Source organism: Methanoculleus sp. UBA291 (assembly GCF_002499755.1).
Classification (GTDB): domain Archaea; phylum Halobacteriota; class Methanomicrobia; order Methanomicrobiales; family Methanoculleaceae; genus Methanoculleus; species Methanoculleus palmolei.
This window is the reverse complement of sequence record NZ_DANC01000009.1, coordinates 7,109-30,055: the sequence shown is the minus strand read 5'-3', so window position 1 is coordinate 30,055 and position 22,947 is coordinate 7,109. Positions and strand designations below refer to the sequence as shown.

At 59.9% G+C, this 22,947-nt stretch carries 23 protein-coding genes and 1 tRNA gene; 4 read left to right on the top strand and 20 right to left on the bottom strand.

What is annotated here, in order from left to right; translation table 11 throughout:
• Positions 1-7: 7 nt before the first annotated feature.
• From rpl14p to BP737_RS02205, 12 genes are all read right to left on the bottom strand, one after another.
• Positions 8-406: a 50S ribosomal protein L14 gene (gene rpl14p / locus BP737_RS02260; RefSeq protein WP_292406065.1), complete on the bottom strand. Its 399-nt coding sequence runs from the start codon at positions 404-406 to the stop codon at positions 8-10.
• Positions 403-729, bottom strand: coding sequence for a 30S ribosomal protein S17 (locus BP737_RS02255; RefSeq protein WP_292406068.1), 327 nt, complete (start codon positions 727-729; stop codon positions 403-405). The genes rpl14p and BP737_RS02255 overlap by 4 nt, the downstream gene beginning before the upstream one ends.
• Before the next feature lie 13 nt (positions 730-742).
• A complete protein-coding gene (locus BP737_RS02250; RefSeq protein WP_292406071.1) occupies positions 743-1,015 on the bottom strand; it encodes a ribonuclease P protein component 1 in 273 nt (90 codons plus the stop codon).
• A complete protein-coding gene (gene rpmC, locus BP737_RS02245) occupies positions 1,012-1,215 on the bottom strand; it encodes a 50S ribosomal protein L29 (protein WP_292406073.1) in 204 nt (67 codons plus the stop codon). The genes BP737_RS02250 and rpmC overlap by 4 nt, the downstream gene beginning before the upstream one ends.
• Entirely contained in the window at positions 1,216-1,920 is a 705-nt protein-coding gene (locus BP737_RS02240) for a 30S ribosomal protein S3 (RefSeq protein WP_292406075.1), read from the bottom strand. It lies immediately after the preceding gene.
• Positions 1,920-2,381 (bottom strand): 50S ribosomal protein L22, encoded by a 462-nt coding sequence (locus BP737_RS02235; protein ID WP_292406078.1) that lies wholly within the window; start codon positions 2,379-2,381, stop codon positions 1,920-1,922. The genes BP737_RS02240 and BP737_RS02235 overlap by 1 nt, the downstream gene beginning before the upstream one ends.
• Positions 2,382-2,386: 5 nt before the next feature.
• Positions 2,387-2,800: a 30S ribosomal protein S19 gene (locus tag BP737_RS02230; protein WP_292406081.1), complete on the bottom strand. Its 414-nt coding sequence runs from the start codon at positions 2,798-2,800 to the stop codon at positions 2,387-2,389.
• A gap of 9 nt (positions 2,801-2,809) precedes the next feature.
• Complete coding sequence (locus BP737_RS02225; protein WP_292406084.1) at positions 2,810-3,529, bottom strand: 50S ribosomal protein L2; 720 nt, start codon at positions 3,527-3,529, stop codon at positions 2,810-2,812.
• Positions 3,530-3,541: 12 nt separating this feature from the next.
• On the bottom strand, positions 3,542-3,790 hold the full coding sequence (locus tag BP737_RS02220; RefSeq protein WP_292406086.1) for a 50S ribosomal protein L23: 249 nt from the start codon (positions 3,788-3,790) through the stop codon (positions 3,542-3,544).
• Positions 3,787-4,536, bottom strand: coding sequence for a 50S ribosomal protein L4 (gene rpl4p / locus BP737_RS02215; protein WP_292406089.1), 750 nt, complete (start codon positions 4,534-4,536; stop codon positions 3,787-3,789). The genes BP737_RS02220 and rpl4p overlap by 4 nt, the downstream gene beginning before the upstream one ends.
• Positions 4,537-4,543: 7 nt before the next feature.
• Positions 4,544-5,557, bottom strand: coding sequence for a 50S ribosomal protein L3 (locus tag BP737_RS02210; protein WP_292406092.1), 1,014 nt, complete (start codon positions 5,555-5,557; stop codon positions 4,544-4,546).
• A 794-nt stretch (positions 5,558-6,351) separates the two neighbouring features.
• Positions 6,352-6,756 carry a Tfx family DNA-binding protein gene (locus tag BP737_RS02205; protein WP_292406095.1) on the bottom strand — a complete coding sequence of 135 codons (405 nt, stop codon included), beginning with the start codon at positions 6,754-6,756 and terminating at the stop codon, positions 6,352-6,354.
• A gap of 139 nt (positions 6,757-6,895) precedes the next feature.
• Here BP737_RS02205 and BP737_RS02200 point away from each other — a divergent pair, with 139 nt between their 5' ends.
• On the top strand, positions 6,896-7,738 hold the full coding sequence (locus BP737_RS02200) for a F420-dependent methylenetetrahydromethanopterin dehydrogenase (protein ID WP_292406097.1): 843 nt from the start codon (positions 6,896-6,898) through the stop codon (positions 7,736-7,738).
• A 283-nt stretch (positions 7,739-8,021) separates the two neighbouring features.
• On the opposite strand, the gene BP737_RS02195 is transcribed toward BP737_RS02200, so the two are convergent.
• On the bottom strand, positions 8,022-8,726 hold the full coding sequence (locus BP737_RS02195) for a galactose-1-phosphate uridylyltransferase (RefSeq protein WP_342685852.1): 705 nt from the start codon (positions 8,724-8,726) through the stop codon (positions 8,022-8,024).
• 353 nt (positions 8,727-9,079) lie between these two features.
• Positions 9,080-10,072, bottom strand: a complete 993-nt coding sequence (locus BP737_RS02190) for a 5,10-methylenetetrahydromethanopterin reductase (protein WP_292406102.1) — start codon at positions 10,070-10,072, stop codon at positions 9,080-9,082.
• 339 nt (positions 10,073-10,411) lie between these two features.
• Between BP737_RS02190 and BP737_RS02185 the strand changes: the two genes are divergently transcribed.
• Complete coding sequence (locus BP737_RS02185; RefSeq protein WP_292406105.1) at positions 10,412-12,286, top strand: tubulin/FtsZ family protein; 1,875 nt, start codon at positions 10,412-10,414, stop codon at positions 12,284-12,286.
• Here BP737_RS02185 and BP737_RS02180 read toward each other — a convergent pair.
• Positions 12,273-13,238 (bottom strand): DUF128 domain-containing protein, encoded by a 966-nt coding sequence (locus BP737_RS02180; protein ID WP_292406108.1) that lies wholly within the window; start codon positions 13,236-13,238, stop codon positions 12,273-12,275. The genes BP737_RS02185 and BP737_RS02180 overlap by 14 nt on opposite strands.
• Positions 13,235-13,660, bottom strand: a complete 426-nt coding sequence (locus BP737_RS02175) for a dCTP deaminase (protein ID WP_292406126.1) — start codon at positions 13,658-13,660, stop codon at positions 13,235-13,237. Before BP737_RS02175 ends, BP737_RS02180 begins: the two co-directional genes overlap by 4 nt.
• Positions 13,661-13,714: 54 nt before the next feature.
• Here BP737_RS02175 and BP737_RS02170 point away from each other — a divergent pair.
• A tRNA-Arg gene (locus BP737_RS02170) sits at positions 13,715-13,786 on the top strand.
• A gap of 91 nt (positions 13,787-13,877) precedes the next feature.
• Entirely contained in the window at positions 13,878-14,816 is a 939-nt protein-coding gene (locus BP737_RS02165) for a M14 family metallopeptidase (RefSeq protein ID WP_342685851.1), read from the top strand.
• A gap of 137 nt (positions 14,817-14,953) precedes the next feature.
• Here BP737_RS02165 and BP737_RS02160 read toward each other — a convergent pair whose 3' ends face one another.
• The 4 genes from BP737_RS02160 to BP737_RS02145 all read right to left on the bottom strand — a co-directional run.
• Entirely contained in the window at positions 14,954-17,998 is a 3,045-nt protein-coding gene (locus BP737_RS02160) for an Ig-like domain-containing protein (protein WP_292406114.1), read from the bottom strand.
• 193 nt (positions 17,999-18,191) lie between these two features.
• The gene (locus BP737_RS02155; RefSeq protein ID WP_292406117.1) at positions 18,192-19,592 is read right to left on the bottom strand and encodes a PEGA domain-containing protein; all 1,401 of its coding nucleotides are present in this window, start codon (positions 19,590-19,592) and stop codon (positions 18,192-18,194) included.
• Positions 19,593-19,631: 39 nt separating this feature from the next.
• Entirely contained in the window at positions 19,632-21,155 is a 1,524-nt protein-coding gene (locus tag BP737_RS02150; protein WP_292406120.1) for an AMP phosphorylase, read from the bottom strand.
• Positions 21,156-21,544: 389 nt separating this feature from the next.
• A partial coding sequence (locus tag BP737_RS02145) for an MEMAR_RS02690 family S-layer glycoprotein (RefSeq protein WP_342685850.1) occupies positions 21,545-22,947 on the bottom strand: 1,403 nt, incomplete at its 5' end.

The window sequence follows — 22,947 nt, the reverse complement described above, 5'->3', positions numbered from 1 at the left end:
CCACACCTTACACGATGATCGTCGCCATGGAGGCGATCTTGGGGTATCGCTCCGCGATCTCACGGGGGACGGCACCCTTGATCTCCGTTCCCTTCGGCTCCCCGTTATCGTTGATGAGCACCATGGCGTTGTCCTCGAACGAGAGCCGGATGCCGTTCGGGCGGCGGATCTCCTTCTTCTGCCGGATTACCACCGCCTTCTCGAGTTTCCTCCGCATATCGGGGGTGCCCTTCTTGACGCTCACGGTCGCGATGTCGCCGACGCCCATGCAGGGCTGCCGGCGCCGAACCCCGTGGTAACCGTCGACCGAGACGATCTCCACGAGCCGTGCGCCGGTGTTGTCGGAACAGACCATCTGTGAGCCGGTGGCGAGTGCGCGCGGAATGGTTGCCTGCATCGCCTTCATTCCTTCATCACCTCGACCACCACAAAGTTCTTTGTCTTCGAAAGCGGTCTGCATTCTGCGATCCGGACCACGTCGCCGACGCCCGCGTTGATGCAGGGCGTGCTGTGGGCATGGTATCGGGACCTGCGTTTCTCGTACCGCTTATACTTCTTGACGTAGTGGAGGAACTCATGCTCCACGACGACGGTACCGTTCATACGGTCGCTCACGACTTTGCCGGTAATCACCTGGCCGCGTACCGGCAAAGTGCCGTGAAACGGACAATTTGCGTCTTCACATTCCGTTTCCGGAATGGGGACGTCCAATCCAATGTTTCGTGCCATTATTCATCCTCTTTTATCTGATCCGCGCAGTGATCCGCCGTTCCGGTTGTGTCTCCAGGCTCGAACCGTCCACATCGACGGTCGTGCCGTCCGGGAGCCGGAGGCGGAATACGCTGAACCGTTTCGGTATCCGCTTCTCTCCCCGCCGGGTCATGATAACCAGGGTGTTTCTGGTCTCATCGATGATGCGACCCGAGACCCCGGCATGACCCGGGTTGCTTGCACGGGTTACCAGAACGTCCAGGCCGATGAGTTCGTGCCGCAGGACGTTCTGGGGAGAGATCATGCGTTCCTCCGTGCGTTTTTCTCGGTCAGAATGCGCGCGATCGTCCTTCTGACCTCGCGAATCCTCCCGGGGTTCTCTGTGGCACCGCCGGCGCTGACTTTTCCTCGCTCCTGGACCAGTTCGAGGAATAGTTTCTGCTCCTGCTCGAGCAATTCGACGTCGGAGAGTTGTTTCACTTCCTTTGCACGAAAGATTGCCATTTATCTCTCCTCCACGTATTCCTCGTCGGGAACCGCCGCAAGCTCCTCATCAAGCTCGTCGTCGCCGACCTCTTCGGGTTCAACGGGCTCTTCCGGGACCTTCTTCGTCTCGGGTTCGATGATATCGAAGGTGTCGGGCAGCCGTGCATCCGGCGGGACAATCTTGACCTGGACCCCGATGGTCCCGAGTTTCTTGATTGCAAGCGCGTAACCCTTCTCGACGATTGTCTCGCTGGGCTCACCGCAATGCTTGACGTAACCCTCGGTAAACTTCTGCGTCCGCGACCGGGCACCGGTCAGTTTCCCGGCTATGATGACCTCACAGCCGAGTGCGCCGGATTCCATGACACGACGGATCGTGCTCTGCCCGGCCTTACGGAAGTACCAGCCGCGTTCAAGGGCGTTTGCAAGCCGCTCGGCCATGATCTGTGCATTGAAGGTGGGGTTCTGGACCTGCTGGACCTCCACCTGCGGGGACTCGATCGCGTAGGTGGTGGTGAGGTCCTGCGTGAGCTGACGAACCTGCTTGCCGCCTTTCCCGATCACGATACCGGGTTTCTCCGCAAAGATGGTCACCTGGGTGCCGAGCGGCGTCCGGGTGATGTCCATGCCGCCGTATCCCGCCCGCTTGAGTTCCTTCGTGAGGAATTTCTCGACGCGAACGTTGCGCACACCGTCAGTGATAAACTTCTTCTCGATTGCCATTACGCCACCTCAGTCACAACGATCTCGATGTTCACGGTCTCTCTGCGTTTCGGGGTAGCGCGACCCATCGCACGCGGGAAGAAAGCCCGGAGACCACGGCCTGCGTTGGCGGAGACGTGGTCGATCCGAAGTTTTCCGGTATCGAGGCCGATATACTCGGCGTTCTTCTCGACCGAATTGAGCAGCCGGATGTAGGCTCCCGCGGCCTTGACCGGGTAACGGCCTGCGGGCCACCCTTCAAGGCACCGCTTGTGGGCGACGTTCCGGTTGAACCGCTTGAAGGGGATGGCCTTCTTCAGAGCCACCACATCGGCGAGATATGCCTTTGCTTCGGTAGTGGTCATGTTCCGGATGAACCTGGCAATCTCGATCGAGTGCTTGGGAGAGACGGGGAGTTCGTTCGCTTTTGCGCGAGCGATGTTCTCACCCTCAATCTTTGCTGAATACTCTGTTCTTGCCATAGCCATCACTTCAGCGGTACATATTTACTCGACCGGGTCGCACCGATACCGGCGCTGCCGTGAGAGACCTTCCTGCGGGTCAGTGCAAACTCTCCAAGGTAGTGGAAAACCGCCTCGGGCTGAAGTTCCACCTTCTGGAACTCTTTGCCGTTGTGGATCTCGATCGTCTTTCCAATCATCTCGGGCATGACGATCATATCCCGGAGATGGGTCCGGAGGCTTGCGTCTCCCGAACGGACATCGGCGAGGAGTTTTTCGTGTTCCCGGGAGAGGCCGCGGTCAAACTTCCTGCGCGCCCGGGCCGGCATGAGGGGCAGCAGCTCGGAGAGAGCCATCTGCTGCAGGTCCTCGACGGAGTAGCCACGATAGGTGAACTCCTCCCGCCGCCGCGGCATTCGCTTCTGTGTCTTCTTTGCCATGATTCACCCTCACTTCTTCCACTTGCCGGTTCTCCGGGCGGCGATATGCCCGACCTTCCTGCCGGGGGACGTCCCGTGGGATACGGTTTTCGGCCGTCCGCAGTGCTGGTGACCGCCGCCACCGAACGGGTGGTCGATGACGTTCATGCAGACACCCTTGACGCGAGGCCACCGTTCAGATGAGGACCTGACGTGGAAATGCTTCTTTCCTGCCTTGGCAAACGGTTTTTCTCCCCGTCCGCCACCGGCAACGATACCGACGGTTGCCATGCAGACACCGTTGAACCACTTGTTCTTGCCGCTCGGCATCCGAACGCCGACCCTGCCGTCGTCGGCTTTGCCGATGACAAGGGCCTGGACACCGCTTGAACGGACGAATTTACCGCCGTCGTTGGGCCTGGCCTCGATGTTGCAGACGTATGCACCGACCGGGATCTCACGGAGCGGCAGGGTGTTTCCGTTCTTCACCACGCCGCCCGGGCCCCAGGAGATCGTATCCCCGACACCGAGTCCTTCTGTGGCGAGGATGTAAGCCTTCTCACCGCTTTCGAGCTGTGTAAAAGCAATCGGTGCATGGCGGGCCGGGTCGTGCTCGATATCGACGACGTTCCCGAAGATCAGGGCGTCGTTCTTCCCGAGGTGACGCAGTTCGGCCTTATACCGGTGCGACGGTGCACGATAGGACGGGCCGCCTTTGCCGCGGTTCTGTGCTATAATACGATGTGCCATTCGTACCTCACCTTACATTATTCCCAGCCGGCTGAGGATCTCTTCAGCCGCTTTCTCATCCGCAAACTTTACAATGGCCTTTTTTTCACCTTTCATGGTCATCATTGTGCGGATTCCGGTGATCTCCTGTCCGAAGGCCGACTCCAGGTCTCGCTTGATATTCTGCTTGGTGGCATTTCTCTCCACGATAAACTGGAGTTTGTTCTCGCCTTCGAGCATCATCGTTGCTTTTTCAGTAACGAACGGGTATTTCAGCATCATGAGAACTCCTCCAGTCTCCTGATCGCGGACTCAGTCCAGACCGTCAGGCGTCCCGCCTGCGTGCCCGGCGCCAGAAGTTCGGTGTTCAGCTGATCGACCGTCACGGCATCGACACCGGCGAGGTTTCGGGCCGCCCGAAGCGGTTCGTTCCCGGTGACGATGAGGACGCTCTTGCGCTGCTTGTAGCGGCGGCCACGCATGGTGCCGCGCCCTGCACGGACCTTCCTGCTGTTCTTCGCCCGCTCGATGTCGACATAGACCCCGAGTGCAGAAAGCGCCGAGATGACGTCGCCGGTCCGGGTGACCTCTTCGAACCGGTCTTCGAAGACCAGCGGGAGATTGCCCTCAAAGAGATGCCCGCGTCCCTGGACAAGGTCCTGGTAGGTGCTGGCTGCAACGGCCGATCGGAAAGCCTTACGCTTCTCTTTCCGGTTGATGTCCTTGACGAGGATCTTTGCGACCTTCGGGGGATGTGCCGCACGCCCGCCGGTTGCCTGGGGAACCCGGGCCGTCCTGCTGCCGTTCTTCAGACGGGGAACCTGAGCCTCACCCCGGCCGCTGCCCCAGGACTCTGCCGAGGTGCGGACGCCGGCGTAGGGATCGGTTCCATGCGGCTGGAACCGGGTGCTCTGGAGCGCGAGGACAGCCCGCTTAATCAGGTCGGGCCTGTATTCTTCGTTAAAGATTTCCGGGAGATCGATCTCGTGGGCGATCTCGCCTGTCAGTGTTCGAACCTGTACCTTCATCGCTCTCTCACCCCTGCTTGCTCTGCGCGCTGACGTAACTGATCGCCGGCGTGCGGACAGTATGTTCACCCTGCCGTATCGCGGACCGTATCCTGACCAGCCGCTTGTTCGGTCCCGGGACGGAGCCCTTGATCAGCATATAGGGACCGCGCACAAGGCCGTAGTGGAGGAAACCGCCTGCCGGCGTTATGTCGCCGGCTTCGGTGCCGATCTTTAAGATGCGCTTGTTGAACTCAGTTCGCTGCTGGTAGCCCATCTGGCCCATCTGGGGCACCTGCCACCTGACGTGGTGCGGGTTCCACGGGCCGAGGTTGCCGATGTGGCGCTTCTTGCCGCCGCGGGAGTGCTTCCGCTTCCGGACCTGAACGCCCCAGCGCTTGACGGGGCCTTCCGTGCCCTTACCGGTGGTGACGGCGGTCACGTCAACGTATTCGCCGACTTCGAAGTTGCCGGAGACTGCTATCTCTTTCCCGAGGATATCGGCGGCGTAGGCAATCTGGTCGTCAAGGCTTCCGCCGGCAATCCGCATCTCCATCATGTCGGGGGCCTTCTTCGGGACGCCGGTGAGTTCCCCTGGCCGGGTGTAGGCCAGGGCATAGAGTTCTGCGACCTTGCCTTCGCCGATCCCGCTTTTGATGGCGTCAAGGGCGGCGGCGGTGTCATGGTTCTTCGGAACGTTGATGCGGCGGGACAACTCTCCGTCAAGGTCGGTCGTCCAGGCTTCGGTCAGTGCATGCTTTCCGTAGGTGTCTATGCCGTATGCCCGCACACCTGCTACCCGCATGGGGGGGACCTCAACCACGGTCACCGGCACCATCACATCTTTGCCTTCGGTGGGGCTGCTCTTGTGGTCATCCACCATGATGACGTGGGTCATCCCCACCTTGTACCCTGCAAATCCCTGCACAGCCGGAGCTCCCGCGTAATCCGGCCATGAACCGTAGCGGGGAACCGGGCTCTTCGCCCGCTTTCTCGGGCTGTACGCAAGGGAACCTCTGCGTGGCCTGTGAATATTCGGCATGTTTTTATCAACCCTTCATCGCGTTGTAGTGCGTGCATCTCGCTCTGCTGTAGCGAGATACCACGCGCCGAATCCCGTGCCGGATACACCGGCACGGTCGGCTTTCTGGCGAACCCGTATCCCGGGCAGGACATCGAACGGCATACCGTAGCGGCACGCCGCGAAGGGAAACAGTTGATGGAGGCAACGGACGTGAGAACGCCGGGACATCCGTCTCCGCGCATTCCATCGCCAGCCCGCTGCCAGCCCGGTGGTGCACCGGGTGGGTACATCTCCAGTCGTCGCCAATAGATCCTGATGCTTTGACGCTTCCGGGAAGAAACAACCCGGAACCGGGCGCGCTGCACCGCGTTGGCCCAGCGTCTCGATCAGATCCAGCTCCTGTCATCCCGTTGTGACGATGCACAACTCCAAATCGACATCGGCCCTCCATAAGGAGGGTTCGGCCTCTGCTTACTCTCGTACCCTCTCCACCCCGCACGGGTCTTCGATCCGCGCATGTTGCGAAATCGGAGAGATTCCGGGAATCAGAGGCACATGAAGTGCCGGATGGCTCCCGGGTCCGGACGAGATCGTGGAGAGCGGTTTCTTAAACATTACTTAAAATGGGATATAAACCTTGTTACATATATTTCTGGAATTTGCGCAAATCGAGTGTTTGCTGCAGGAAAACCAACAAAGGGTTGTAAAAGCCTCTGCCGTGCAGGTGCACGACCGGAGAAACCCGGGCTGCATAGCGCCCGCTCCAGCGTGGCCGTTCCGGCACGGGGCCTGCGCGCGCCGGGGGAACGGCATCATCCGAAGTAGAGGTCGCCGTCCTTATTAATGTAGATCTCAACGTCTTCGCGGACCTGTCTGCCCCTGAACCGGTCCGGGTTAGCGTCTCTGAGTCTGTTAATGAGCGTGATTGTATCGTATTTGACCTTTAATCCCATCTTCTCGGCCTCAGCGTAGATGATCTCGGGAGCCTTGAGCAGATCGAGGCCGCTCTGGAGCGTACAGAGGTGTGCCGCATCGAGCGTGTAGAGGAACTCAAGCGTCTCGCGCGCACGCGAGATGTTCTCGAGAGCGGCCTTTTCGATGGTGCAGACGTTAGCCTTTGACGTATGAATGATCTCGGCGATCTGTTGCTGCGTCAGCCCTTTCTTTCGGTAGCGCAACACCTCTTTCTGGCGATCGGTAAGCAGACCTTGTTTCATCAAGTATATATAGACGCATTTAATTTAAACACTTTCCCTTAACAGCCCCCCCTCCGGACAGACCTGTCGGGCCATTTCAAAATGTTTATATGAGAACTTGGCGATACTATCGTGTTCTCAAATTTTGAGAGGTGTAAAAGTGGTTGTTAAAGTAGGAATTGCGAAACTAGGAAATATTGCCAGTGGTGTAATGGGCGAACTTCTCCTCGATGAGCGTGCCGACCGCGAGGATATCATCACCTTCATGGCAACCTCCGGAACGAAACTGCAGCCGGAGGATATCGAGCGTGTGGTCAGCAACATGAAGGCATGGGGCCCCGATTTCTGTATCGTCGTCTCGCCGAACGGCGTCCTTCCCGGACCCACCCAGGCCCGTGAAGACCTTGCGGCGGCCGGGATTCCCTGCATTGTCATCACCGACGATGTCACCACCAAGAAGGAGCAGTTCGAGGCGCTCAAGGCAAGCAAGTTCGGCTACATCATCATGAAGGCCGACTCCATGATCGGCGCCCGCCGTGAGTTCCTCGACCCCATCGAGATGGCGGACTACAACGGAAACCTCATCAAGGTCCTTGCCCTCACCGGCGCGTTCCGCAAGATGCAGACGGAACTCGACAAGGTGATCGACCAGGTGAAGGCAGGTAAGAAGGGCGCGGACCTCGCGCTCCCGAAGGTCGTCATGACCTCCGACAAGGCGGTCGACGGGGAGTTCAGCAACCCCTACGCGCTCGCGAAGGCCCGTGCCGCCTACGAGATCGCCCAGCAGGTTGCAGGCGTCAACGTCAAGGGCTGCTTCATGACGAAGGAGTGGGAGAAATACATCCCGATCGTCGCGAGCGCCCACGAGATGATGCGCCAGGCCATGCTCCTCTGCGAAGAGGCACGCAACCTCGAGAAGGGCGTCGACGGCGTCATCAGGAAGCCCCACAAGAAGACCGGCGAGATCGTCTCAAAGACGGCCCTCATCAGCAAGCCCGAGTAAACTCAATACTCTTTTTCTTTTTTTCTGTCGGCAGCGAATAACAGCGGGATTTCCCGAAGAAGGCAGAGCGGCACTCGATCCCCGGCTTTTCGACCACCCGGCTCCACGACCCGGAGGTCGCCGAACACCCGCGCAATCCGCCGGGCGTCGTGAGTGAAGAGACCGGCAGAGGGCACCGCTGAGCGCCGAGTATCAGGCGGGGATCGAGGCTGCCGACGCGGGTTTGAGGATGAGGAGGGGCGCCTGTAGCGATGACCGGGCCGGGAGAACGCCGGGCACGGAATCAACCTTGCTCCCGGAAGAGCGCGCCCAGGTCTTCGGGGAGCGTCAGGATGACCGGTTCAAGGTGCAGCCGCTCCATGAACGCCGAGTCGCACATGGAGAGGCAGTTCGGGTTCAGCCGCGCGATGACGGAGCAGAAGGCCCGGTGGCCCCGCCCCGTCGTATCGGAAGCGTCAAAGAAGATCGAGACATTGAAGGCGTGCGTACCGAGGTTCCGGTAGAAGTCAAGGACCCGGAGGAGCCCGTCAACGAGCAACTCGACATACGGCTCGAGTTCGGCAAGCGTCGATACCGGGAGGATACCCCTGACCTCCCGCTCGCCGAGGGGAACCGGGCTTGCCGACCAGAAGATCTCGTCTTCGAAGAGGAGCCGCTCGGAGCAACGTTCGTGTTCCACGAGGTCGTCCCAGTAGAGACGACCATGGTCGGCGAGGTAACGGCGGCCGGCGGAGATATAGAGGTCGGCGAGGTAGGTGGGTTCCGGGTCGACGATACCCTGCAGGTGCGGGTGGACGATGCTTGCACCGGCTGAGGGGAGGTAATTCCAGTTGATGCTCGCGTAGCCGGAGGACCGGGCCAGGGCTTCTGCCGTGCCGGAGATGGCGTCGGCAAGGCACCTTCGGTCGAACCGGTCGACTGCGTGGTCGGGCGTGATCACCGTGACCACATGGTGTCTGGCGAACGGGTAGAGGTTGGGGAACGTCACGCTTTCTCCGCACCGGAGACGGCTGCCGTCCTCAAACGTCGGGGTAACAGTATCTACGGCACCGGGGCAGAACGGACAGTTCTCACGGGTTGAGGATGAGATGGGAAGGGCGTCAATCCGCCGTTTTATCCGGACAGGACTGATTCTGCACCGGATGCCGGTGAGAGACTCCCGACGGTACTGGAGAACTCCCCGTTTTGTCCGGAGCTCGTGGGTGGTGAACATGGCCCGTTGTATTCCCGTTGGCGCGCCGAGCGTATTAAACCCTGTCCGGAACTGCCGGGGGATGGGGACGGCGGCATAAAACGCCTGACGAGGCGCGCATTCAAAAAAGTGATGAGTGTTGTTCCGCCTTATACGATATACTTGCCGAGCAGGCGGATGGAGTTGGTCATGTCGGGGCCGAGCGGCGAACCGAAGATGATCTGGGTAACTCCAGCCTTGGCGAGGTCTTCGCACTTCTGCTTGACCGTGTCGGGGGTTCCGGCAATGGTAAAGGCATCGATCTCCGCGTCGCCAACAAGTCCGCCGACGGTCTTGAAGTCGAAGCGTCCGAGCGCTTCCTTGATCTTTGCGACGTTGTTGAGGTCGAGGTTGTGGCGCTTGAGGAGAGCGGGCGGGGAGCCGGCGGCAATGAACGCGGCTACAATCTTTGCGGCGTTCCGGGCCTTCTTCTCGTTCCTGTCGATGGACATGGCGGTGTAGGCGCCGACATCGAAGTTCTTCTTACCGACTTTCTCCATGGCCTGCTTGATGATCGGGATGGCGACGTCGAAGTCCTTGGGGTTGGACGCGTTGATCAGGGCGCCGTCGCCGATCTCGCCGGCGAGCTCAAGGACCTTGGGGCCCTGGGCACCGATGTAAACCGGGATGCCCTTCTTGCCGGGCAGGGTGACACCGGTCAGTTTGGCACCGTCGTAGTCGAAGTACTCCATCTTGCCGGTCTTCTTGACCTCTTCACCGGTGAGGAGGCTGCGGATCTGTGCGACACCTTCTTTCAGGTGGGCGACGGGCTTGACGGGGTCGATGGCGAGCTTCGGAAGCGTCGAGAGGTCACCGGGGCCGATACCGAGGACGGCGCGTCCGTCGGAGATCTCGTTCAAGGTAGCCATGAAGGATGCGATGGCCGCCGGGGTGTCGGTGAACGTGTTCATGATACCGGGACCCATCTTGATCGTGTCGGTGTTTGCCGCGATCATGGCAAGGGTCGGGTAGGCATGGCGGTTGTTGTAGTGGTTGGTGATCCAAGCGTAGTCAATATCCTTTGACTCTGCGAGCTTGGTGTACTTCACCACCTGCTTGACGTTGATTGCTCCGGGCACAAATTCAATTCCATATGTAGTCAAGGCTATACACCTCAATGAGTAGTTACGTGCCCGGAGTTATATATATTGCCATTTTGTGTTCACGAAAGGACACGTACAACAACGGTAGTGCAAAACGGAGAGATGTACCGTGTTCCCCATGGAATTCTTGTGTAGATCACTCCTTATCATGGAAAAGGTTTCAGCATGAGGAGTTAAAACAGTAAAATTCAAATACACCGCATTTATTAGCAGACGCGCTTCACACCCCGGGTGAAGTATAGAAATATATATGTTTGTCCGTTCAAATATTCATCAGTATCTTCCGGGTGGCACGCGCGCCCATTTTCGGGCCAAGAGCCACTCAAGGGATAGAAGACCATGCGAGTGCTGGCGATAGGGTTGGGTGGCGCCGGGTCCCGGGTTGTGGATAACCTCTACAACCACGACCGGCGAAGCAAAGTCTGTTGCATGAGTGCGGTAGCCATCGATATCGACCCGAACTGCCTCGTGCAACTCCGCCACCTTCCGGACCCCGCCAGGGTCTTCTTCCCGCGGATCGGTGTCGAAAACACCGACGGGATCACGGACGTGATCGATATCGAGGAGGTGATGACCCGGATCCAGGCTATGGATACGCTGGAGATCGACGCCATCCTGCTCTGTTGCGGGCTCGGAGGCAGCGTCGTCGATATCGCGCCGCTTATCATCGACGAGCTCAAGAAGTCCTACGTGGAGCCGATCTTCGCTCTCGCCATCCTGCCGTGCCTTGATGAGGGAAAACAGGTCTCGGCCAAAGCGGCCGACGACCTTGACGCGCTCCAGGAACTCGTCGACGGCGTCATTCTCTTCGACAACGAGACCTGGTCGCAGAAGATCAGGACGGACGGGACGGCAGAACCCGGCTTCATGGGCCAGCTGCGCCGGAACTCCGGGCCATCCGATCCGAGAACTCATTTCAATCAGCTCAACGAGCGAATCGCCCGTCAGATCGGCCTTCTTCTTCGTGCCGGCGAGTTCAATGAGTTCGGGATCGATGTTGCCGAGGTCGTCCTGGACGCGGGGGAGGTCCTCAATACCCTGAAGGGGAATGGTTTCGTTGCGGTCGGCTACGCCGCCGAGCGCCTGCCGGCCGGCTGGCTGGACCTCCTTTATCGACGGCGGTCGCTGAAGTACTTTATCCAGGGTTCACAGGAGAAGGCTGCACGGATCGTCTCGCTCGCAAAGAAAGCCGTCTACGAAGAGGTGTCGGTTCCCTGCGACCTCACCAGCGCCGACAAAGCGCTGGTGCTGATTGCCGGGCCCTCAGCCGAACTTTCGATGAAAGGGTTCCAGACCGTCAGGAAATGGATCGACCGGAACATCGCCGGCCTTGAGATGCGGTCCGGCGACTATCCGGTGAAGAACACATCGTTCGTCGGGATCATCATCGTGCTCTCGGGACTCTCCAACGTCCCGCGGGTCGAGGAGATCCGGGAGATCCGGACCGAGTACCGGCTTGAGTGCGAGGAAGAACGGTTGAGGGCCGAAGAAGAGGAGCGGTTGCGCGATGAAGAGGCCGCGATGTCTCAAACCGTTTCCGGAATTCCGGAAGAGGAGGGTATTCCGGGATTTGTCTCACCTCTTGAGTCAGCGTTTCTGGAGGAGAGTGAATTTATGACCGAACCGTCTACGGCAGAAAAGGATGAGATGATCATGCTCCGGGGAAACAGCCGGAGCGACAGAGAGATCAGGGACGACACCATTGATATGCTCCCGAAGGCCGAGAGGAGGAAGGAGGACGGCGCCGTCGTCCTCCCCCCGAAACAGGGCGGGAAGGGGATTGACATCACCGGAACCACTTCGGTCACCTCGTCCATGCCCGCACCGAAGAACTCGGTTTTTGGCCCGAAAGGGATCAGCATCGAGAAGACTGCCCCGAAAGACGATGCGATAACGTCCTCTGCGGGTTTAAAACCGGTGCAGCATCCGAAAGACGGGTCGCTCACCGGCGATGCGGTCTCGATCGGGGGGACGCAGCGACCGAGCGACGGGGTCCTCGATAAGCCCGACCTTTGTATGCGCAGGGGAGCCCCTGCACCTAAAGATGCTCTGCTGGACCAGACCGGGCAGAGGGTGGGCCGGAGGAGCCCCCGGCCGAAGGAGATCGATCCCTCACGCGGGAGGCTTGCGGTGATCGACGCGACCGAGCGGACGAAAGACCGGAAAGGAGAGGAGATGGACGATCCCGGCGACGGCGGGATCACCTGGATGTAACGTCCGTGATACGTTCAAACGGCACGGTCCCGGCGCCGATCTCCGTCTTGATGGCGTAACCTTTCTCAACGGCGTTTCCTACCATGTTCATGCCGCTGAATGCGACGACGGAAAGCCGATAAGGGTGTTCTGGAAGGTTGAACTCCCCGATGCCTCCACCGGCGGGGAAGATGAACCCGTACCCCGTCATCAGGTCGGTGACCTCCTCTACCAGGTCCCGGGCGACCGCGGGCACGGCGCGAATGTTTGCAAGCCCTACACCGGACCCGGTCGTCACCAGCCGGTTGATCGAGGTGAGGCCGGCGGATATGAAGAGGTGAAGCGGATCGACCGACGTTCCCCGATAACCGATGAGGTCGAGGAACCCGGCGGAGCCGCCCTCATCGAGAGCGATCCTGCCGGCATACTCCAGCCTCGTCGGGATGCCCATCTTCTGAAGAACGCCGTCCAGGGTGACGCTGCAGGCCGTCATGATCCCGACATGGCCGTCGGGAATGCGAGGGTCGGTCTCGACAATCCGGTAGGTGTTCAGAAAGCCGTAGCCGGCTTTCGCCACCTCGTCGAAGGCTGCCGTGACGCCCGGAAGGTCCCCTTCCTGCACGAAGGAGAGGTTGTAGACGATGCTTCCCACCCCGGTCGCCGGGTCGAAGGTGCTCCGAAAGGCAAGTTCTTCGAGTTTCGATATAATGAAACCGATCCGTTCGTCGACGAGTGCGCTCTCGCTCTCGGCGATTCCGGCTTCGGTGAGAAGGCGGCCCCGGTTCCCGACCTTCTCGGTAAACCCCGCTTCATCGAGGTACTGGAGGTAGTACTGGACGGCGCGGTCGCTCAGGACGAAACCCCGTTCGGCCATCTTCTCGCTCAATCTCTTTGCACCCAGAGGTTCGTGCGATTCCGCGAGGATCCGGAGGATCTCAAGGTATTTTCGTTCGGAGCGTATCGGTGGAGTCATCGTGAACGCACCACGCCGAGGCTATCCTGATATCGGCCCGCATAAAGCCGGTCACCGTTCAGTACTTCCTGAAGGATCATCTGCACGATCCGGTCCCCCTTTGCAAGACAGATCTCCTCCGGGCCGGCGTTCGTCAGGCAGAGCGTCAGCTGCCCGCGAAACCCCGGGTCCACGAACCCTCCGCCGAGGAGAACGCCGCGGCGGGCGAGCGAGGAGCGGCACCGGAGGGTTGCCGCGAGGTCGGCGGGGAGTTCCACCCGTTCCATCGAGGGAACGAGGGTGCACGCTCCGCGCGGGAGCGCGGTCTCTTCGGCCGCCCGAAGGTCGTAGGATGCGGGCTGCTGGGACGCGTTATGGTAGGGATCGATGACGAGGTCGCCGTCATCGAGCCGGCGAACGATTTCGCTGGACGAGAGGATCATCATATAGGGTACGGCATAAAAACGCTTAATAACTTATGATTGAAACTCATGAGGGGACCTATGGGGTAGAGGACATCCTTTTGGGCTTCGAACCCAAGGACGCGGGTTCAATTCCCGCTAGGTCCGTTGATTTTTTTTCCGGATGCACCCTTAAAGGAAATCCGAAGGAGGTTTTTATGTTATTTTTCCAGAACGGAAAGGAGGGCATGATCCGATGATGTTACCGGAATTACGGACGAGACCGGGGGATAAGGTCGCCCGGGAAGTGACGGTGGACGCGGGGGTGACTCTACCCGTCACCGTCATTCACGGCGAACGGGAAGGGAAGACCATGCTGGTTACGGCGGGGATTCACGGCGGCGAATATCTTGGCATAAGGGCGGCTACGCTGCTTGCGGCAACCCTGACGCCCCGGGATGTTGCGGGCCGCGTCGTCGTCCTGCACTGCTGCAACCCCGGGGCCTTTTTTGCCCACCGGGCTTTTGTGGTTCCGGAGGACGGCAAAAACCTCAATGCTGTCTTTCCCGGCGATCCCGAAGGCAGTCTGGCGGAAAGAATCGCCCATGTGATTGCCACCGCCTTCATTCCGGTCGCCGATGTTCATGTGGACATCCATTGCGGCGACATTCCGGAGACCCTGGTCTCCCATGTCTATTATAGCGACAGTGCCGACCCGGCGGTAAATGAGGCTTCTCGTGAGATGGCCCTGGCAAGCGGGGCGGACTATGCCGTTCCCGCCCGTGGAATGAAAGGCCCGTCGCACGTGGCCTGCCAGCGGGGAATTCCATCCGTCTTGATTGAGCGGGGCGCCTCCGGCCTCTGGTCCGAGGAGGAAGCGCAACGTTATGTCCGGCAGCTCCGGGGGGTTCTCGCCCACTGCGGTCTGATTGATCCGGAGGAAGCTCTGCCCCGGCCCCGGGTGATCGCCCACGCATTTAGCCTTACCGCCCCGAAAAGCGGCTGCTGGCTGCCGCGGGTAGAACCGGGAGACTATGTCGGGGCCGGAGAAGAGCTGGGGACGATCAGCGATTTCTTCGGGAACGTTCTCGAAACCGTCGTTGCCGCCCATGAAGGCGTCGTCCTCTATATGACCTCCTCTCTATCGGTAAATGAGGGCGGGCCCCTGATCACCTGCGGTTCCGGTGACCGCGAGTAGCGCCCTCCGGAACAACCGACCGTGTGGTCTTCTGTGGCGAGGACGGGCTGTTATCCGGCTCAAATCCGAACCATTTCGTCGACAGTGTGCTCATTCGGTAACAGACGCCATATCGGTGCCGAAAAAAAGTTGCGGGGTCACTCGACCTTGATGTAATCGAGCGACGAATCTTTGGTATGAGCCCACAGGGTGGTCGTATCCTCGGCACTGCTGGCATCCGGTGCCGAGGCGGTCACCGTTATCCAGTACTGCCCCGGCGTCATACGCCTGATGTCCATCAGGGTCGAATTTGTCACCTCCTCCACGTCCTCTGAAAATGTCCCGGCGGACAGGGTCTTTGTGAAGAAAGTGGACGACCCCCGTCCGTCTTCATACGGGGAGGAGGAAAGGGCTATAACGACGTCCCCTGTACCGTTGTAGGTGGTCTTCCATGTTAGCGGGGCGACATCGGTATACGGCCCCGAACCGGTGCCCGGTTCGGTAAACTCAACATCGAGGAATGCAGATGTGAGTCCGGTGTTGTTCAGGTCGGGAACGGCCGTAATGAAGGTGTCGGGGAGGGGCAGCACATCGGTGCCGTTGTTGAACGAGATCATCGAGTCGCCGCCGAGGATTCTGATGTTGCCCCCCTCCGGCCACTTCACCTTGAGGCGGAAGGTCGTCTCCCAGGTCTGGTCAAGGTGAATGGTGCCTATGTTAAAGGGCAGGTGGGGGGGTGTTGCCGTCCAGTTTAGCGTATCGTTACGGGTATGAGGGCCGACAATTGGGTAGTACCCGGTCTCATTCTGGACCCAACTTGTAATATTGGTCGACTCTCCGGGTGCATAGACGTAGTCGAACACCTCGGCCCCGGACTCAGGCGTCCCGTTCACCTCCACATTCTCGAAGACAACGTTCATGTTGGTGTCGACGCCGGCCTCGGTCTTGAGCTCGCCGGCGATACGCCGGTAGATATCGGTGAGTTGTTCGCCGTCCCCGGCATGCTCGTAGAACCCGCCGGTTGCGTCCGCAAGTATGCCCATCGTCTCGGTGACCGTCTCGTCGGGGTCATAGGCGAATGTAATGGTATAGAGTTTCACATCGTTATCGCTGGCAAACCGAGACATGTTCTGGTTGGTGAACTCACCGTCGTAGCATCTCCAATCATCCCACCGATTTTTCCTTTCAAGAGTTCCGCCAAGACCGTCGTAGTATCGATAGTTATTAGGCTCTAAATTGTTGCCGCTGAATTTATAAGCATCTGAAGAGTTCGCAGGATATCCCGTTCCGTGCCCAATCGGGCTTCCATCATAGTTCCAGTCGCCGTCAGTCATGACGATCACAGCTTTGATGGCATCGGATCGTCCTCTTTCATTCTGCATGAGTATTGCCTCGTAGATCCCCCGCCGCAGCTGTGTAGCACCGTTCGCATTGAGCCCATTTAGACTAGCGTTTACCTTATCAAATGAGTCGCCCAGATCATTATTCACCGTCGTCTCGGAGGCAAACGAGACAAGACCAATCCGATCCCGGCCCGAGTTCATCTGACTGATGAACGTTTCCGCCGCGCCCCGTGCTGCATTCATTCTCTCGTTCGAGTTACCACTATTTTTATCGATATCCCACTTCATACTCCCCGACCGGTCGACCACCAGCACCGCGTCGATCGGGTCCGGCTGCAGTTTATATCCGTCCCCCTTCAGCCGTATGGTGACGTCGACCGTACCGTTCACCGCGACCGTCTCGGGAGAGACCGAGGTCTCCACCGAGAGGTAGGGATAGTTCTTCCAGGTCAGGACGATATCCCGGCTGATGTTTCCCCATGTCGCCCGGACGGTCGCCGTGCCGGTCGCATTGGCGTTCCAGCCCGGCGCCTTTTTATCGGTCGTAAAACTCCCGGCGTAGAACCTGACGACAGCAGGGTCGACGCGACCGGACTCAATTTTAGTAGTCGTGGCTGTTGCTTCAGTTTGTCCCTCTGTCTCAAGATACGGCGCCACGGTCTGGTTGTACCCACCGACATAGACCGACAAGATCTTGAACGTCACCGTCTCGCCCTCGACCGGGTTCCCCTTGATATCCATCACCTTGGCCCGGAGCTGCGCAACAGAATTCAGATTGACATCCCGGCTTGGCATGAACTGGGGGCTCGCAGATAGGAGCATATCTACCGGATCAGTGCTGGTGAACTCGGCTTCCTGCGATACGCTCACGCTCGCGTTCGCGGCGGCCGTTGCGGTGATGGTCGCGATACCGACGGAATCCTCAGGCCCATAGGTGATCATCACCTGACCGTGGGAGTTGGAGTATAGGAGAGCGGTCTCCCGCTCCTCAGGCCGGTTTCCCCGCTGGATCGAGGCGTTTACCCAGAGACCCTGGCCCTCCGCAAGATTCCCGTACTCGTCAAACAGGGTGTAGGTGAACTCGATCACCTTATCGCTGTCGGCCGGGACCGAGGCGCTGGCAGGCTCAACCATCTGCGTGATGCTGAACGGCATACCGTCCGCCACGCCTTTGATGAAGATATACTCACTCCTGACCGACGCCGGCGGCTGGATAAAGACGATATTCTCCCCCTCCACCGTATCGACCCGGAGCGTCGCGGTGGCGTTCCCGTCCGCATCCACCGGAACCGTGATCTCGTCCTTATCACCGCCGACAAAAGTCGCGCCTCCCCCGGGCGAGCCCACCGTGAAGGTCACGTTCTCAGCTACGCGCCGGCTATCCACCACGTTGTCGTAGCGGTCCACCATCCGGACGATGATCGCCGTCGTCCCCCCGACCGTCACCTTCGGCCTATACCCGGGGGAGCCTGCGAGCCGGTAAGGGGCCGCATGATCGATATGCAGGTCGATGCTCCCGGCGAGGGAGCCGACCGTCGCCGTAACCGTCACATCCCCGCTCCGGGTCCCGGGGGTGAAGACCGCCGTAGCCGTACCGTTATCGTCCGTCACCGCCTGCGCGGGAGAGATGCCCCCTGAATCACCGTCCAGGGTAAAATCGACGGCAACCCCGGCGACCGGGGTATTGCTATCGGGAGTATTGTTCAGCACCTGCACCGTCACGGTCGCGGTCTCCCCGCTCCCCGCCGTCACCCACGGGGTATCCGCAGCTATCGTGATATCATCAGGAATCAGCGCACCGGCCGGAGCCGCCAGCAGGATCAGCCCCGCCACCAGACACGCATAGGTCCATCCGCTCATATGTCACCGTATCAACTCCTGACACACCAGAGTATATAAATATTGTCAATAGAATGCGCAACCGAGAAGGCGTAGTTTTAAGATTGGAGAATAATAATTGCATAGATTGAAAGAAACTATCGCACTGGAACCGGTATAATAAAAAAAAGATATTCCCGGGGCTGCCGCACGGGAATATTCTTTCCTGCGGGTCCTACAGGCTGTCCCGGATGCGAGGCTTGCCACGGTTCTTCCCGGCCTGCCTCCGCCGCACGACAAAGACCGCCGCAAGGAGGATCACGGCAACAACACCGACGCCGGCCACGAGCACCCAGACGTTGAAGGTCTGCTCCATGACAAGCGGAACGGTGAACTCGGTCGTGCCGAGCGGGATATCCGCATTGACCGAGATGTTCCGATAACCGTCACGGGTCGCGGCGACGGCGTACTCCCGGTTCGTGACGAGCGTCGTCTTGAGGGAACCCGTGCCGTCGGTCACCCCGACAACCTTACCGTCGATAACAATGACCGCGTCGGCCACTGCCTCCCGGTCGGTGCCCTCCGCGCGAACGGTGACGCTCGCCCGGTCGTAACCGAGCTCGGCGACAATCTCTTCACCCGCTCCGGCAATCTGGCGCGTCTCGCTCCAGTCTCCGTAACCGGACGCCCGCACCATGACCTCATAGGTACCCGCAGGGATATCGGAGAGTGCGAGCCGGCCGTACTGGTTGGTTTGCCCCCGGAGCGTCCCGTTGATGTAAACCTCCGCCCCTTCAACGGGCTTCGTCGCCTCGTCGAAGGCAGTTATCGAGACCGGGTATGACGACTTCGAGAGAGACGTCCGCAGGAACACAAAGTCTGTCCCGAGGTAACGACTCTCCTGGTACGGCTGGTAGTCAGTAGCCGTGACCTTGAGAGAATACCGCTTCTCCCGCTCCAGGTGGAGCGCCAGCCTGCCTGCGGCGTCGGTTGCCCCGGCGCGCGCGCCGTCGATGAAGACCTCCGCGCCCAGGATGGGTTTCGAAGTCTCACTGTCCAGGACCTGGACCGCCAGGAGGTCGTTACTGAGGAGACAGTACTGAACGACGTCGCTGGTGCTGTCATCCGTCCGTATGGTCTCAGAGAGGTCGCGGTAGCCCGACGCACGGACTTCGACGCTGTAGGACTCGTCCGATTTCAGCGAAAAGTCCGCACTCCCGTCGCTGCCGGTGACCTCCGAGTCGGAGTAATCATCGCTCTCGACGCGCACCACGGCACCGGAGATCGGGTTCCAGGTGACCGCATCGTAGAGTTCGAACGTGACGGTCTCGTCCTCCCGGATCATCTCGACCTCGACGCGTGTATCATCGTAATCGACGTAATCCACCCAGTTCCGGTAGCCCGACCGGACGACCTTCAGATACAGATCATCCCTCTCCTCGGAGTGATAATAGGAGTAGATGCCGTCCGATGCAGTGCTTCCCACATAGACGCCGTCGACGTAGACAGAGGCGCCGGAAATGGCGTCGTTGGTTTCCTCGTCCACCACGGTGATGCGCAGGGTGACCGCCTGCGCCGTGCAGCAGAGGAGGACGCAGGCGATGAGAAAGGCTATGATGAGACGGTGTTTTGCCATGCTGGAGTGTACTGCGGCCAGAAATTTGAGTGCTTCGGTTTACACCCAGCGCTCGGGCGGAATACGCTCGACGATCATCCCTTCCACGACCACCGGCATCAGCACCCTGCCGACCTCGATCGCACGTTCAAGCCGCCACTCCTGCTCGGCATAGATAGTGAAGATAGGGTCCCCTTTCCTGACCCGGGTCCCCTTCTTTGCGTGGACGAAGATCCCCGCGCCGTGGTCGTAGGGCGAGCCCGCAAGCCGGGCGAGCGTGACAAGCGCGCTGTTGTTCAGGTCGATGACGTAGCCGTCCTGCGGCGCTTTCACGTCGAACCGGTACTCCCCCGGAACGACATCGTCAGCCTTCACTGTCGGGTCGCCGCCCTGAACCTCGATGATCTGCCGCATCTTCTCAAGCGCCTTGCCGCTCCGGAGGATATCCGTGGCCATCTGGTATCCCTGGCCGTATGCCGCCTTTCCAGCCATTTCAAACGCTATCCCGGCAAGCGAGAGGCTCTTCTGGATCAGAGAGTTCGGCTCGGTCGCTCCCTCGAGGACGGCAAGCGCCTCGTGCACCTCAAGGTTCGGGCCGATGGTGTGGCCGACAAGCGACTCCCCGTAACTTAACGCGCACTCGACCCGTATCCCGAGCCGCTCGCCGAGTTCGATGAACGACCGGGCGAGTTTTCTCCCTTCCTGAGGCGTCGCAATCTTGGTGTTCCGGCCGACCGGGATATCGATAACCGCGAGATCGGCGCCGACGGCGAACTTCTTGGCCATAACGCTCGCGATCATCTGGCCTGGCGCGTCGATCCGGAGCGGGTACTCGTAAGTGATGATCTTATCGTCGGCCGGGGCGATGTTCGTAGCCCCGCCCCAGACAATAGTGCCGCCGACCTTCTCGGTCATCTGCTGCACTTCGGTCGCCGAGAACGAGACCGGCGCGAGGACCTCCATGAGGTCGGCAGTCCCGCCGGCCCCGGTGATGGCGCGGGAACTGGTCTTCGGGATCAGAAGGCCGCTTGCGGCGATGATCGGCGCGATCAGGAGCGTGATCTTGTTACCGGGCACGCCGCCGATGGAATGCTTGTCGACGACAGGGTGCCGGATAAAGTGGAGACGTTCTCCGGTCTCGACCATGGCCCGCGTCAGGTACTCAACCTCATCCATATCGAGACCGTTGATGTAGGACGCGGTGACGTAGGCGGTGATCTCGCCGGGCGAGAGGGTGTCGCTGACGATGTCTTTCACGATATCCAGGGTCTCGTCCTTGGTAAACCGCCCGTCGTCCATCTTCTTCTTGATGTGCGAGAGGGAGGCCGGCCGCTCGGCGCCCCGGACTTCGACGGGGGTCCCTTCATCGACGGCAAGCGTGGCATTCAGCGGCCGGTAGACGCCGATGACGCCCGGTGCGATGAGCGAGCCGGTGGTGTCGACATGGGCCTGGGCGGTCTTTCCCGTTGCTTCGTCGGCGACGAGGACGCGGTCGCCGTCGCGGATCCGCATGCTCCGTGCGTCGGTGCTGTGGAGGAGAACTCCCCGGTTTGCTATGTCAAGCAGTTTTACAGTCAGTTTCATACGCGAACCCTTATCCTATCTGAAAATTGAGGGTTTGTACTACTTAAGGGCGGCTGATCCGATGGGGCGACGGGGTTGGGAGAAGCCGGAATGATAGAGCCGGTCGTCACGCACAGCGGGAATATGGACCACTTCTCAGAATCGTAGGTGCGAGGGTTTTCCCGCCTTCCCATGGGGATCAGCCGACAGTTATAGAACCGGGCTCATCAAGCGTTTGGGATACGGGGCATCAATCGATACCGCGAGTGAGTATCCGTTGTTCAAGGATTGGTCTCAAAACCAGGGAGACCCCGGAAATCACGGCATCAGGAATGGAAAACCAGGGCACCGCCCCGTGCCCGAGAAAACACTCGAAAGAGCAGGGGAACAAAAAAATAAGTTAGTTGGGTTTAATCCCGACGCAGGACCAGGAAGGCAACCGCACCAAGGCCGGCAAGAGCAAGGAGTGCTCCGAATCCGGGGGTCGGGGGCGTGGTCGGGGTCGTGGTCGTGGTGGTGGTCGTGGTGGTCACAGTCGTGCCAGTCTCGGTCGGGGTGACCGTACCGGTCGGGGTCGTGCGCGGCTCGACTACGTTGAAGTTTGCAGTCGCAGACGTGTCGGTCTCGATAGACTCAACCTTGACCATGTACTGGTCGGGCTTGAAGCTGGCTCCGTTGACCTCGAAGGACCAGGTGTTGACACCCTCGCCCTCTTTGACCGTCGTGGTGCCGGTAACGCTGGAGAAGCCGGAGGACTGGGTCTTGTCAGACGGCCCGAACGCAGAGGAGGTGACCTCGACGTTCAGCGTGTCACCGACAGCGAGGTTGGTGGTGCCGGAGATCGTGAAGGTGCTGCCCGCATCCTTGTCGCCGATCGAGTCGATGAAGATGGTCGCTTCCGCAACAACGAAGGTGAGCTTCACGTAGGTGTCGTCGATGTTCGGGGAATCAAGGGCGTTGATCAGCGCGGTCGCTGCATCGGATGCCTGGAGCCGGGCGATGTTCACGTAGGTGAAACCGGAGCCCTCTGCACCGACAATGTAGCCTGCCTGCTCGCCGCTACCGGGCGTGATTCCGAAGATCCTGTCACCCATCGGGTGCTGGATGACCACGAAGTACTGGCCTGCGGAGAGGTCGTCGGTGTTCGTGAGTTCGTACTCGAAGCTGCCGTCGTCCTCAACAGTGGCGGACTCGGCGAGGATCTGCTTGTTCTTGCCGAAGATCCAGACTGCAACGTTGCCGGGGTCGCCCTGTGCGGTTCCGGTGAGCGTCAGGTCGTCACCCCTCGCGACAACTGCGCCGCTCGAGGTTGCGGTGATGAACCCGGACCGGAGGTTGACGGGGGCCGACTGGTACTTGGCATCGGAGAGGTGAGCCCTGTCTACGGGCTGCGAGGCAGCCCAGATAGTGTAGCCGCCAGCGTCAAGAGACCTCTGGATGTCGCCGGTGTTCCACTTGTACGACCAGGTGTCGTCGGCCTCAACGTCTTCCTGATCGAACGTGCTCGCATTGCCGTTCTGCACATCGGTCATGAGACCGGTGAGCATGACACCGTTGTGGGGAAGGTTCGAACCGGTCAGGAAGAGGTAGACGGTCTCACTGTCGGTGTTGGTACCGGAGAGTGTGATTTCCTCGCCGATGTAGTAGGTACCGGTGCCGGATGTCGTGATGGTAACGTCACCCTCCTCAACCCTCACCTTGACTTCGTCGTAGGTGCTCGTCTTGGTCGGGTCCTCAACGCGGATGGTGAACTGCCGGTCGTCGGTGCTCGAGTTGGTGTTGAACTGGACGGACCGCGTGCCGCCGGCGTTTG